Raw genomic sequence first — 13,305 nt, 5'->3', positions numbered from 1 at the left:
TTTACAAAACCACTAGATCATGGTTGCAAAAATAAAGAGGCTTACTTTTTTCATGCTTATTCTGAGCGTTACAACTACTTATGCCCAAACCCAAGATGCCATGGAGAAGGAAAGAGAGAAGTATATGCAAAAACAATTGGAGGATTATAGGGATCGTGTGGACACCTATGTCCAACTATTAGATATAGACGATTTCAAAAAACAAATTGTCAAGCAAAAAATTGATGATTTCTATAAAAAACGTAACGATATTATGTATTCTGAATTGTTTCAAGAATACGAGAGAGAACCCCTGATTGAGGAGCTTAAAAGCACACATTTTGTTGATGTCAAAGAACTTTACACCGAAGAAACCATAGCCTCCATCCTACGATTTATTAAAGACAATAAAAACGAAATAAAAAAACTACAAAAAACCAAAAACAAGAAAAATAATTAAATTAATGAAACTTATACCCTACGCATTTGCCCTACTTTTTTTATTCTCATCAAACTTCATCGCAGCTCAAGAAGAAGTCCATATTACGGGCGTCGTCATGGACAAAGATGTCAATCAACCTTTAGAATATGCAACAATTGCCTTTTTTAGTAAAAAAGAAAATAGAATTGTCACAGGTGGCATCACCGATATGGAAGGAAAATTTGACATTAAAGTCCCAAAGGATACTTATGATATTTCTGTAGAATATATTTCTTACACTACTAAAACACTTCCAAATAGAACCTTGAACCGAGATACTGATTTAGGTGTTTTAGGAATCGCAATTGATGCGCAGGCACTTGGCGAAGTTTCCATTATTGCCGAACGTACAAGCGTAGAAATAAAATTAGATAAAAAAATATACAGCGTTGGACAGGATCTTACTGTAAGAGGTGGAACTGTCAGTGATGTTTTAGATAACATTCCCTCAGTTTCCGTAGATGTTGAAGGGAATGTCTCTTTAAGAGGAAATGACAACGTAACTATTTTAATCAACGGAAAACCCTCTGGTCTGGTGGGATTAAACTCTACGGATGCCTTGCGTCAACTTCCTGCAGAATCTATTGAGCGTGTAGAGGTGATTACCTCCCCTTCCGCAAGATATGATGCCGAAGGCACTGGTGGGATCTTGAACATTATTTTAAGAAGAAGTAAACTTCAAGGTTTGAATGGGGCCATTACAGCAAATGCGGGACACCCCACAACAGCAGGTATTTCCGGAAATATAAACTATAGAACGGGTGATTTCAATTTTTTCAATACCACCTCTTACTCCTATAGAGAATCTCCTGGAAAATCATCAACAGAAACCCAATATTTCAATAATAGATTTGATGACAATGGCAATCTTATTGAAGATAAACCCGACACATTTTTAAATGAAGAAGGAGAATCTGACAGGCAGTCCAAAAACCTGACCACCAACGTTGGTTTAGAATGGTATATTACTGAAACAGCGTCTTTGACAACTTCTTTGTTATACCGAAATAGCGATCAGGAAAACAACAGTACCAACATCAGTAAAGAGTATGATATCAATAATAATCTTACATCAGTTTCAGAACGATTTGATCCAGAAATTGAAGAAGATAAAACCGTTCAGTATTCTGTAAATTTCAATAAACAATTCAATGACAACAGCCAGCATAAATTAACCTTTGATTTTCAGTATGAAACCAATAGTGAAAATGAAAGTTCTGTTATCACTCAAGATGGTGCTACTGTTGAACGTGTAATAACGCTTCAAGACAATAATGAAATTTTATTACAAGCCGATTATGTACATCCAATAGGTGAAAACAGTCAATTTGAAGCGGGATACCGTGGTAATTTTAACCAGATGGACACCGATTATAGTTTGGAATTTTATGAAGATGGTAATTTTGAACTTGATACAGATGTCAGTAACAATTTAGTTTACCGTGACTATATTAATGCGCTTTACACACAGTTTGGAAGCAAGGTTGGTGAGAAATTCTCTTATTTGATGGGTCTGCGTATGGAGGGCTCACGTGTAACCATTGACCAAAAAACGACCAACGATTTACAAAAGAAGGATTATGTAGGTTTTTTCCCTACGGTCAATCTAGGTTATGTCATAGACGACAATCAGAGTATGCAATTGGGATATAACCGACGGATCAGAAGACCACGCTCGCGATTTATCAATCCATTTCCTTCAAGAAGTAGCCCAACAAGTGTGTTTCAAGGAAATCCAGATATCGATCCAAGTTACTCTAACAAAGTTGATTTAGGTTATTTATGGAAATTTAGTAAATTCACTTTAAACTCTTCTATTTATTATGAAAGAGCAACTGATGTCTTTAGTTTTATCAGTGAACCTACTGGCGATTTCTACATTAGAGATATCAATTTTACAATTAATGAGAATGATCCTGGTTTTGAGGATATAACTTCTCAATACGAAAGTGTTATTCCTGTAATTAGAAGAACCCCTATCAATTTAGCCACAAATGACAGGTTTGGATTTGAGTTTACTTTGTCTTACCGCCCATCTAGAAAATGGAATATGAATGGTAATTTCAACTTGTATCAATCCACAACAGAAGGTTTTTATAATGATGTGGATTATGGCGCCGAAAACTTAAGCTGGTTTATCCGTTTTAATAACAAATACACGTTACCTGGTAATATTGATTGGCAAACACGATTATTTTATATGGGGCCAAGTGAAGACGCACAGAACAAAAGAGATGGCATGTTCTCTACTGATCTAGCCTTTAGTAAGGATGTATTTGATGATCGCGCCTCTATTGCCTTCAACGTAAGTGACGTGTTCAATACCAGAAAAAGATCCATGGAGTCCTTCACTCCTACATTTATTAGTGCTTCAGAGTATCAATGGAGTCAACGTAGCTTTAATATATCCTTCACTTATCGTTTCAACCAACAAAAGAAACAACAACGTAACATGGAACGTGGCAATGGTGGTGATGGCGGCGATTTCGATTTTGAAGGATAGAATTTTTAATCCTGAAGAGCATTCAGTATAAAGCAAAAAAAGCGGTTTCAAATAATTGAAACCGCTTTTTATATTTACTAGAAGTCTATAGTTGCTATAACGTTCTTGCTTCTCTTTTTGCTTTGCGCTCAGCTCTCATTTCTTTAAAATTTTCTAAAGATGCACCAAACAACCAATAAGGAACTACAAAGGTCAATAAAAAAATCATCAACCAAAATCCAATGGTTAGAATGGTTAAAAATGCTAAAAATCCTAAATATTGTTCAAATGTAAACATGCCGAGAGTTATTTTAAATAATTATAGCAAATATAGGAGAAACGTTTATGTTATACAATACCAAATTTGACTTTTATTAACAAGGTTGTTAAGACTTAGTTTTTATTTGGCTGTGGCGTCATTCTTAAGTATGGTCGCACTTCAGTAAATCCTTTTGGAAATAGAGTTTTTGCGTCTTCGTTATTTACAGCAGGCACAATTACACAGTCTCCGCCATCTTTCCAATTGGCCGGGGTGGCTACTTTATGATAAGCCGTCAACTGTAATGAATCAATAACTCGTAAAATTTCGTCAAAATCCCTTCCGGTAGAAGCAGGATAAGTAATCATTAATTTTACGGTCTTATCAGGCGCAATTACAAACACTGATCTCACAGTATGTTTACTGTCGGCATTTGGATGAATCATGTCATATAAATTCGCCACTTTATGATCTTCATCTGCAATTATTGGAAAATCAACGGTGGTATTTTGGGTATCATTGATATCTTTAATCCATTCGTGATGCGATTTTAGACCATCAACACTAAGAGCTATTGCTTTAACATTTCGCTTTTCAAATTCCTTTTTATATTTGGCAACGGTACCCAATTCTGTCGTGCATACCGGTGTATAATCGGCAGGATGTGAAAAGAAAATTCCCCAGCTATCTCCTAGCCATTCGTGAAAATTGATTTCACCTTCCGTAGTCTGTGCTGTAAAATTTGGAGCTTCGTCACCTAATCTAATTGTTTTCATTGTTATGCTATTTTATTTTGTTAATAGCTTAAAGGTAGGAATAATTGCCATTCCTTATTCTGAAAGTTATGTTAATAAGATAGTTGTTGAGTTCTTCAAGTTGTTTTGAAGTTAAGCTTTCTGGCCAGGATTGTAAAAAACATTCCACTTATGTCCGTCAAGATCAGAAAATACGCAAACATAAAAGTTGTTGTCGTCGTATAAGGCTTTTATGTCTTTTTTTGGGTCAAAAAATATCTTGCCTCCTATCTTTTTAACTTCGTTAACCCAGGTGTCAACTTCAGACGTGCTTTCCGCTGCAAGTGTGAACATGATTTCGTTTCCTTTTTCCAAGTCAGAAACATCACCTTCCAAGCTAGACTTTAATCGGTCTTTTTCAAAAAAATGAATAATAAAATCATCGTCTCCAACAAAAAAACTGACTAACTCCTTCGTCGGACTGCCGTTGGATCTAAATCCCAACTTTGTATAAAATTTCTGGGTTTTCAGCACATTATCAACAGCTAAATTGGCCCAAATTTTTTTTGGTTTCATGGTTTTGTTCATTTATGGAGTATTATAATTTTCCTTATAGTTAAACTTGCATCCTCGCGTTTTTCAATATCTGAAACTATACTGTTTAGGACTTTGATGCTTAAATTTATCCTTTGGTACCAACCCGCTCGCACAGCGGGTGCCATTTTCCGTCTTTTTTTATTTCCCAAAATTCTTTGTAGGATTTCCAATGGATATCAAACTGCATTTTTGCTCGTTCAGTATCTCCTGTGATGTTCCAGACCTGATCTTTAATATTCAAATCATAGACACGATAAAACCCGCCATTGTCAAAACTGAAAATTTTCAGCTGAGAATCGTCCGTGGGTGTGCCCAGCATACTTATCCCAATATGTTTATTAGATCTAAAATCATACTCCCAATGCGATTCTAAAAACTTTCCACCTTCCATAATTTTCACTTCCCATACCCCCGTAACTGGGGTATCGGGAGAGTGAGGAGATGAGGACAAATTAGTGCCTTCAATAAACCAAGTTCCTATAAACGGATGCAAAGCACTTATTGTTTCTGATAATTTCATTTTCAATCTTTATTTAAGTGGTTACCATTGCTATCAAAGGGAGTTATTCGTAATTTTTGAGCATTATCATTTCATCCCTTCTTTTTTAATCCATGCAATCTTATCATTTAATTGATTTTACTCTAAGAGATTGAGGTCAGTCTCGATACATCGCCACAACATTCGCGACACTCCAACAAATTTTTCACTATTCAAAATGGATAATTTATGGTTCCAAAAAGTTCCTGCTAATTGGATTCAACATACTTCTTAAAGTTATTAAGTATAGCCTGCCAACCCTCTCTTTGCATCTCTATTGAAGTGTTCTGCTCTGCATCAAATGTAGTTGACACTTTTATATGGTCTCCTAGGTTTTCAAATATGGTTGTTGAACCGCGTCCATCCAAAAGGGTGTAAGTGATTTTTTCTTGATCGATCACTTCATCATACACACCTTCAAAGTCGAAACCCAAACTGCCATTCTTGGCTTCCATCCGTGCAAACATCTTTCCACCCACTCTTAAATCGTTTTCTGCCTTTGCACAGCACCAGTCATCAGTTGCGAAATTCCATTTGACAATATGATCTGGCTGTGTCCAAAAACGCCAAATTTTTTGAAGTTCACCATCAATAGTTGCTTCAACTGTTATTTTGTTAGTCATCATAGTATTCAATTTCCTATTTTAGTTTCCATTTCTCAACTATTTCAGCATTAAATCCACCTTCTTCTTTTGGATTTGGTTTGCCAGTTCCAGTACTTATAAGCTTATAAAGACTGTTATTTATATAATTAGTCCATGCCTCATCACAAATATCATAACATTCATCTTTTGGCGTAAGACCTTGGTGTGTGAACTTGATGGTTGTTTTTCCTTTACCTTCTGAAATATCGAAAATCAATTTGGAACCTATCCATTCCGTTTTATCCTTTGTAAAATTGAATTGGTTGTCCACCACTAGATATACCAATTTTTTATTCGGAACTTTTTCAATTAACTTAATTTTTGATAGATGGACATCTTTATAGTGGTAAAAAAATGTATCATTGAGAACATCGGAACGACCTTCAATATCTTTGGACCACCAAGCTCTAAAATTTTTGATGGCATCGAAGGCATTTTTTGAGCTTTGTTCCACCTTTATTGTCGTATTAAAATCTTGTTCGTTTAACATAATAGTCGTTATAATTTGGTTGTTGCTTCATCTTTTTCAATTTCTTCAATCCTGAATTTAACTATTTTGACAATCAATTTAAATGGCATTTTTTGGTTTATTGGAAATTGGATAGACCCTTTTCCAGTTTTATAAGATGACAATTCATTCTGGAATGCGGCATTGCCACTCGGTAAAGCATAAAATCCAATATGGGTCTTAAAAGCTGCAAAGTAGACCAACACTTTATTTTTTAGCTTAAATGCTGGCAGGTTATAGCTGATGGCTTCTTCAGATTGCGGACCGCTTTTTGAATACACGCTCTTAGGTCGTTCAAAATTACGACGACATCATCCGGAAATCCTGAAATATAATCATCAATATTTTGAAAGGTGTTTTTTCCCATTTTTAACTTCTGTTTGTTCGGTGATGGAATGCTAAAGCGTCGGATTACATGACTTATTTTATCTACATGAAAAAATGGCTATTCTGAAAGTTCCTTAATTTTCTTTAAGGCCTTTGGAAATGTTTCCTTAAAATAGTCTTGAAATTCTTCGGTAGTTTCCATTTCAACTATTAATTCAGTCTTACTATCAACTTCCAACAATTCATAGGATTCTTTGGCATTTTCCCAATCGATGGAACTGTCATCATTCAAAACTCTTTTCCCATGTCTAAGTGTTCCCAAATGTTTAAAAACCATCGTCTTGTAGAGAACTTTCTGTGCTATCGTGCTGAACATTCCGTCACCGCTTGGTGTAAGAAATTCTACAGCACTTCCTTGTTTCCAATCGGTTTTGGCGGTGGACCCTTCGCAAAAAATCTTTGCCCATTTAGGATAGTTTTCATCTGTAAAAAGCACATTCCAAACAGTTTCTTTAGATGCCTTGATGGTTGTAGAGAATTTTAAGGTTTTCATCTTTATATTTTATTAGATAATGAAATTTGATTGCTGAAAACGCAAAAAACCGATTAGTTAACTGGATATTATGCTGTTTTTTAATCAATCTAGCAAGTCACATTCAAATCCATAATGTTTTAAAATTTGAATAATTTCCTAGGTATGGACAGTACAATTTTCAATCCGTAGAATTCTATCACAATCCTCAAGATCAAAATTAATGTACGATTTAGGCAAACGCACCAAAAATTCTTTTCGAACGGATTTCGCTCTAGTTTTATCGGTAATATTGGTTTTAAAAACTTCAATCATAACCTTGGTTTATGCGGTTTTGAAATAATGAAAGGCGCATTTTCATAAATAGAACACTTCCAAACCATCTTACTGTTTAACCGTTTCAGTTACGATCATCCAATCAAAACCATATTGATCGGTAAGCATTCCGAAATAATCACCCCAAAACATTTCTGCCATCGGCATCGTAATTTTTCCGTCTTTTGAAAGTGCGTTAAAAAGACGATCAGCTTCCTCCTTGCTATCTGTTCCAATAGACAAAGTAATGTGTGTGCCAGTTGTAACTTCTCCAAATTGTGGATTGCCATCGCTGCCCATTAAAACGGTTTCTTTGCTGATGGGCAAACTCACATGCATTATTTTATTTTTTTGATCTTTAGGCATTTCTTGACATTCAGATTCAGCAGGGGCCACTTTAAAGCGTCCCAAATGGCTAAATTCGCCACCAAAAACAGATTTGTAAAAATTAAACGCTTCCTCACAATTGCCATTAAATGTTAAATAAGGATTTAGTGTTGCCATTGTTTTTGTTTTTAAGTGTTACCATTAGTTATATTTAAGCGTTTTCATCATGTCCATATACATAGTACACCAACGGTGTCCATTTCTATCGTCAAAACCACAACCGAAGGTTTTGAATGTTTCGCGAGGAAATAGCATCATCACCACTTTTTTGTGTCCAATGCAAAAACTAGCCAAATGCTCATTTTTGTCGTAAATAAGGTTACCTTTCAAGCCAATGGCCTTAAAAAAAGTTTTTGAGCTCTTATTATCTTTTACAGGAAGATTGAACCAAAATCCTTTTACCATGATCTCTGATTCTTTTTGATTATTTTACAGATTTGTGGAGCGCATTAAAACTTCACAAATACGAAATTCCAAATACAAATCATTCCATAGAATGTAGTCCCACCATATTGCCTTCTGTATCAGAAAATAACGTGATAAATCCATGTTCTCCAATAGACATCTTTGGTTTGATAATTTTACCTCCCGCTTTTTCGATTCGACGCTCTTCTGTCGTACAGTCCTTGCTGCCAAAGTAGACCAATGTCGAATTTCCTCCTGCTTTTACACCGTTCATTTTGACTAATGCACCATTGCCACCATAGCTCTCCATATTACCTTCAAAGGTCTTCATTTGCATGTCATCCTCAGTGGGATTGGGCAATTCTTGAAGTTTTACGCTTAATATACGCTCATAAAATTTTGAAGCTCGCTCCATATTATCAACATAGATTTCGAACCAGACCACCGGATTGTGTGCGCTCATAATGTTTTGTTTTAAGATTTGAATAAAATTACTACAAATTCAAAAAAACCTACTTGCCATAAGACAAGAAATCTATTTGCTGAGAATTTCTTTGCGTATACGACTCAATGACGTATCTGTAATTCCTAGATATGATGCGATGTATTTTAATGAGGCTTGTTGAATTACCTGCGTTTTATGAGTCAAGAGTTTAAGATAGCGATCGCTTGCACTCAGGCTAACAGAATCAATATGTCGTTGTTTTAAACTAAACAACTGCTCTGACATCCAAGCTCTGCCCCATTCGTTGAATCCTGAACTTTTATGATAGATGTCTTGAAATGTATTGAAAACAATTCTCCAAGCGACGCCGTCACTCAAAGCTTGAAGATTTTCTTGGGCAGGGATACGCCTAAACAAAGAAGACACTTCTATTAAGATTTCATTCTCCCCTATAAAATCGGTAGTGATTTCATCCCCTTTAAAATCATAGGTGAATGCTCTTGCCAATCCAACTTCAATGAAATAATAAGCATTGGCCATTTGACCTCTTTCTAAAAAAAGTTGCCCTTTTTCAAATTCTACGCGCTCATGAGCATTAATTATCAGCTTCAGCTCTTCCTCTTTTATATTGAGGTTCTTGTAGATTTTCATTAAGGGATGTCCACTCATCTGTAACACTTATTTTTTATAAAACATTAATCTGTTTTAAAATTATCAAAATACTTGAGATAAAACTAAGATTAATTGATATTCATCATATAACAAACCAAAATCCCATTGCTTAAAATAGCCACTACCATTGTTAATTAAATGAGTATCTTGACCCTAATAAATATCAAAAACCCTAACTTTGTATAGTACTAAAATCATCAAAAATTATGGAATATAGAATTGAAAAAGATACAATGGGCGAGGTTAAAGTACCTGCCGATAAACTTTGGGGCGCACAAACTGAGCGTTCCCGCAATAATTTCAAAATTGGTGCTCCGGCATCCATGCCCTTAGAAATCATTTATGGATTTGCCTATCTTAAAAAGGCTGCCGCTTATACAAATTGTGAATTGGGTGTTTTACCCATTGAAAAACGCGATTTAATTGCCAAAGTTTGTGAGGAGATCTTACAAGGCAAGCATGATGACCAATTTCCATTGGTGATCTGGCAAACGGGATCTGGCACTCAGAGCAATATGAATGTTAATGAAGTGATTGCCAATAGAGCACAGCAATTATCGGGCAAAAAGATTGGCGAAGGCGATCCAATTATTGGCGCCAATGACGATGTCAATAAATCACAATCTTCAAATGATACTTTCCCAACGGGCATGCATATTGCCATTTATAAAAAAGTGGCTGAAACCACAATCCCGAGTGTAATCCAATTACGAAACACCCTGCACAAAAAAGCTAACGAATTTAAAAATATTGTAAAAATAGGACGTACGCACTTGATGGATGCCACGCCTATTACGTTGGGACAAGAGATTTCAGGTTATGTTGCACAATTAGATCATGGCTTAAAAGCTTTAGAAAACACACTGCCACATTTAAGCGAATTGGCCCTTGGTGGAACTGCAGTAGGTACAGGGCTGAATACGCCTAAAGGCTACAGTAAACGTGTTGCAGAATACATTGCTAATTTTACAGAATTACCTTTTATTACGGCACCTAATAAATTTGAAGCCCTGGCTGCCCATGATGCCTTGGTGGAAACACACGGTGCACTAAAACAACTGGCTGTAAGCCTCAATAAAATAGCTAACGATATCCGTATGATGGCCTCTGGTCCAAGAAGTGGAATTGGCGAAATCATCATTCCTGCCAATGAGCCTGGCAGCTCAATTATGCCAGGAAAGGTGAATCCAACCCAATCAGAAGCCTTAACTATGGTGTGTGCCCAAGTTATCGGTAATGATGTTGCTGTTACTGTTGGCGGTACACAAGGGCATTATGAATTGAATGTTTTTAAACCTATAATGGCTGCCAATGTGTTGCAGTCGGCGCAACTTCTAGGGGATGCCTGCAAAAGCTTTGATGAACATTGTGCGCAAGGTATTGAACCTAATCATGACGTCATTAAGCATTTACTGAACAACTCATTGATGCTGGTCACCGCCTTAAATACAAAAATAGGCTATTATAAAAGCGCGGAGATTGCGAACACTGCACATCAAAATGGCACGACCCTGAAGGAAGAAGCTATCAATTTAGGTTATGTTACCGCTGAAGAATATGACGCATGGGTGAAACCGGAAGATATGGTTGGCGGACTTAAATAAAGATCTTACCTCAAAGGTTTAAAAGTTTAGACCTTCAGAAATTTTCAAAAAAGCAAGTTAATTTTAATAACTTGCTTTTTTTTATGCTTTATTTAATCTTTCATTCAAAATTTCAGACCCATATTATGTCCATACTTATTAAAAATATCAAAGAATTACTTCAAGTTAGAGAAACCAACGTCAAAATTGTTAAAGGTGAAGACATGAAAATTCTTCCCACTATTAAAAATGCTTATCTCATGATAGAGCATGACACCATTGTGGAATATGGTCCCATGTCTGATCTTATTGATTACGAGGCGGAAGAAGTTATTGATGCCAAAGGAAAAATGGTGCTTCCTGCGTGGTGCGATTCGCATACACATATTGTTTATGCTGGTGATCGCTCTCAAGAATTTGTAGATCGTATCAATGGGTTGTCTTACGAAGAAATTGCAGAGCGTGGTGGTGGCATACTAAATTCTGTCGAAGTATTGCAAAACACTTCAGAAGAGGATATCTATGAACAATCCTTAAAACGGTTGAACAGTATGATGCAATTGGGTACGGGTGCGGTAGAGATAAAGTCCGGATATGGCCTGACCGTTGAAGCGGAATTGAAAATGCTCAGAGTTATTAAACGTCTTAAAAAGGAATCACTAGCAACCATAAAAACCACTTTACTTGCGGCCCATGCCGTTCCAAAGGAATTTAAGGATAATAAAAAAGGCTTTGTGGACCTTGTGGTTTCTAAAATGATTCCAGAAGTGGCCCAAGCAAAACTTGCCGAGTATATTGATGTGTTTTGTGAGAAAGGATATTTCGATTTGGAAGATACGGAGCGTATCATGGAAGCCGGGAAATCATTTGGGCTTATCCCAAAGATTCACGTCAACCAATTCAATGCATTTGGAGGCGTAGCACTCGCCGTGAAGCATAAGGCGCTTTCTGTTGACCATCTTGAAGAAATGAGCGACGATGACATTGAGGTTCTAAAAGATAGCATAACGATGCCTGTAGCACTTCCCTCCTGCTCTTATTTTTTGAGCATTCCTTACACCCCGGCCCGACGAATTATTGATGCTGGACTTCCTTTGGCGCTGGCCACAGATTATAATCCAGGCTCTACCCCAAGCGGAAATATGAATTTTGTAGTGAGCACGGCCTGTATAAAATTAAGAATGACGCCAGAAGAAGCGATCAACGCCGCTACTATAAATGGCGCTTACGCCATGGGTATTTCAAACCAGTATGGAAGTATTTGTAGAGGAAAAAAAGCAAATTTAATTATTACCAAAAACATAGAAAGTTATAACAACCTGCCTTATGCTTTTGGGGACAATCTTATAGATACCGTAATCATTAAAGGGAAGGTTATATCTTAACTTGTGTAAAAATATCACTGTCTTATAAATAATTCAAGATGTGGTTTTTGTTAGTTGACGCACAAAAATCAAAACATAAAAAAAGCCGAAAATCATAAGACTTTCGGGTTTCAATTTTCTATAATTCAGAGTTTATTCTAAAGTAAATTCGGTGGTAGAAACCAACTCTTTTTTGTTGAAAATATTCACAACATAACGTCCTTTGGAAAATTCTCCTTTTGGAGCAACAAATTCGCAGATGTTCAGATTTCTATTTTCATAGTTAAATTTACTGATGATACTATAGTTCAATTCAGTTTCACCAAATTGAATTTGCTCATTCGCACCCAATACATTGTCATTAGGGTCTAAAACTTGCACATATAGTTCTTTATCACCTGCACCAACCAAGGTGTTTTTAGCAACAGTATAGCAAATTCTGATTTTATCACTACGACGTGCGCGTTCCGTTGGAATTAGCTTTCCTGAATTTCTTTCAATCACACCAAAGGCTTTAAGACCTACAGCTTGTAAAACCGCAGCATTTTCAACAACAGTCGCCAATTCTGTATTTTGGACCAATAATGAATCCGTAAACATGGTACGCTCTGCCAATCTTACATTTGTACTATCCAAAGAGTTTGCCAACAATGAATTTTGGATCTTTAATTTGTCGTTTTCTGTTAAAAGAACATTCATCTCTTCTTGTAAAGAGAAATATTTCTTTCTGTAGCTCATTAAGCTATTGACACTGCTTTGGGAAATTTTTAAAGAATCCATGAGCCCTTGAATTTTATTCCTAGCATCTAATAAATCTTGGTTTGCTACTTTATTCTCTCCTATGGCAATATCATACTGTTTTGCCATATTGTTCAAGTCGCTCATAACCAATTGTTTTTCTTTGGTTAAGGTGGCTTCATTCTCCTTTTTCTCATTATATAATTTTGAGGTATAAAATCCTGTTCCGACGAACAAGGCTAATAAAATACCTAGGGCAATCTTTAATCCGGTATTCTTGTTACTATTTGAACTCTCCATAAGTTTTGTTTTTAA

18 protein-coding genes are annotated in these 13,305 nt (G+C 36.1%); 4 read left to right on the top strand and 14 right to left on the bottom strand.

The genetic code is table 11. The features are described from left to right. Positions 1-19: 19 nt before the first annotated feature. Positions 20-439 (top strand): hypothetical protein, encoded by a 420-nt coding sequence (locus G525_RS0115120; protein ID WP_027126912.1) that lies wholly within the window; start codon positions 20-22, stop codon positions 437-439. A 4-nt stretch (positions 440-443) separates the two neighbouring features. Next, positions 444-2,963 carry a TonB-dependent receptor gene (locus tag G525_RS0115115; RefSeq protein ID WP_027126911.1) on the top strand — a complete coding sequence of 840 codons (2,520 nt, stop codon included), beginning with the start codon at positions 444-446 and terminating at the stop codon, positions 2,961-2,963. A 94-nt stretch (positions 2,964-3,057) separates the two neighbouring features. Here the strand turns inward: G525_RS0115115 and G525_RS0115110 are convergent, their stop codons facing one another. From G525_RS0115110 to G525_RS0115050, 13 genes are all read right to left on the bottom strand, one after another. Then, complete coding sequence (locus G525_RS0115110; RefSeq protein ID WP_027126910.1) at positions 3,058-3,240, bottom strand: hypothetical protein; 183 nt, start codon at positions 3,238-3,240, stop codon at positions 3,058-3,060. Between the two features lie 95 nt (positions 3,241-3,335). Continuing rightward, positions 3,336-3,977: a peroxiredoxin gene (locus tag G525_RS0115105; protein ID WP_027126909.1), complete on the bottom strand. Its 642-nt coding sequence runs from the start codon at positions 3,975-3,977 to the stop codon at positions 3,336-3,338. Positions 3,978-4,088: 111 nt separating this feature from the next. Then, positions 4,089-4,511, bottom strand: a complete 423-nt coding sequence (locus G525_RS0115100; protein WP_027126908.1) for a VOC family protein — start codon at positions 4,509-4,511, stop codon at positions 4,089-4,091. Between the two features lie 106 nt (positions 4,512-4,617). After that, a complete protein-coding gene (locus tag G525_RS0115095) occupies positions 4,618-5,052 on the bottom strand; it encodes a hypothetical protein (RefSeq protein WP_027126907.1) in 435 nt (144 codons plus the stop codon). A 227-nt stretch (positions 5,053-5,279) separates the two neighbouring features. Beyond that, positions 5,280-5,696, bottom strand: a complete 417-nt coding sequence (locus G525_RS0115090) for an SRPBCC family protein (RefSeq protein WP_027126906.1) — start codon at positions 5,694-5,696, stop codon at positions 5,280-5,282. Positions 5,697-5,709: 13 nt separating this feature from the next. Then, positions 5,710-6,204 carry an SRPBCC domain-containing protein gene (locus G525_RS0115085; protein WP_035479821.1) on the bottom strand — a complete coding sequence of 165 codons (495 nt, stop codon included), beginning with the start codon at positions 6,202-6,204 and terminating at the stop codon, positions 5,710-5,712. A gap of 8 nt (positions 6,205-6,212) precedes the next feature. Continuing rightward, positions 6,213-6,503 carry an iron chaperone gene (locus tag G525_RS21145; RefSeq protein ID WP_245577806.1) on the bottom strand — a complete coding sequence of 97 codons (291 nt, stop codon included), beginning with the start codon at positions 6,501-6,503 and terminating at the stop codon, positions 6,213-6,215. Positions 6,504-6,667: 164 nt separating this feature from the next. Further along, on the bottom strand, positions 6,668-7,102 hold the full coding sequence (locus tag G525_RS0115075; protein WP_027126904.1) for an SRPBCC domain-containing protein: 435 nt from the start codon (positions 7,100-7,102) through the stop codon (positions 6,668-6,670). Between the two features lie 138 nt (positions 7,103-7,240). Continuing rightward, positions 7,241-7,396 (bottom strand): hypothetical protein, encoded by a 156-nt coding sequence (locus G525_RS22410; RefSeq protein WP_169514451.1) that lies wholly within the window; start codon positions 7,394-7,396, stop codon positions 7,241-7,243. Between the two features lie 69 nt (positions 7,397-7,465). Beyond that, positions 7,466-7,900, bottom strand: coding sequence for a VOC family protein (locus G525_RS0115065; RefSeq protein ID WP_027126903.1), 435 nt, complete (start codon positions 7,898-7,900; stop codon positions 7,466-7,468). A 24-nt stretch (positions 7,901-7,924) separates the two neighbouring features. After that, entirely contained in the window at positions 7,925-8,188 is a 264-nt protein-coding gene (locus G525_RS21135) for a hypothetical protein (RefSeq protein WP_051209960.1), read from the bottom strand. A gap of 79 nt (positions 8,189-8,267) precedes the next feature. After that, positions 8,268-8,651, bottom strand: coding sequence for a VOC family protein (locus G525_RS0115055; RefSeq protein WP_027126902.1), 384 nt, complete (start codon positions 8,649-8,651; stop codon positions 8,268-8,270). Between the two features lie 72 nt (positions 8,652-8,723). Beyond that, positions 8,724-9,302 (bottom strand): Crp/Fnr family transcriptional regulator, encoded by a 579-nt coding sequence (locus G525_RS0115050; protein ID WP_027126901.1) that lies wholly within the window; start codon positions 9,300-9,302, stop codon positions 8,724-8,726. Positions 9,303-9,511: 209 nt separating this feature from the next. Here G525_RS0115050 and fumC point away from each other — a divergent pair, with 209 nt between their 5' ends. Together fumC and hutI are read left to right on the top strand one after the other, a co-directional pair. After that, on the top strand, positions 9,512-10,909 hold the full coding sequence (fumC, locus tag G525_RS0115045) for a class II fumarate hydratase (protein WP_027126900.1): 1,398 nt from the start codon (positions 9,512-9,514) through the stop codon (positions 10,907-10,909). Positions 10,910-11,034: 125 nt separating this feature from the next. Beyond that, entirely contained in the window at positions 11,035-12,273 is a 1,239-nt protein-coding gene (gene hutI, locus G525_RS0115040; protein WP_027126899.1) for an imidazolonepropionase, read from the top strand. Positions 12,274-12,405: 132 nt separating this feature from the next. Here the strand turns inward: hutI and G525_RS0115035 are convergent, their stop codons facing one another. Continuing rightward, positions 12,406-13,290 carry a hypothetical protein gene (locus G525_RS0115035; protein ID WP_027126898.1) on the bottom strand — a complete coding sequence of 295 codons (885 nt, stop codon included), beginning with the start codon at positions 13,288-13,290 and terminating at the stop codon, positions 12,406-12,408. Between the last annotated feature and the right edge of the window lie 15 nt (positions 13,291-13,305).

It is taken from the genome of Gelidibacter mesophilus DSM 14095 (genome assembly GCF_000423005.1).
In the GTDB taxonomy this organism is placed as follows: Bacteria; Bacteroidota; Bacteroidia; order Flavobacteriales; family Flavobacteriaceae; genus Gelidibacter; species Gelidibacter mesophilus.
The sequence above is the reverse complement of the archived record's forward strand: the minus strand, read 5'-3'. Positions and strand labels throughout refer to the sequence as shown.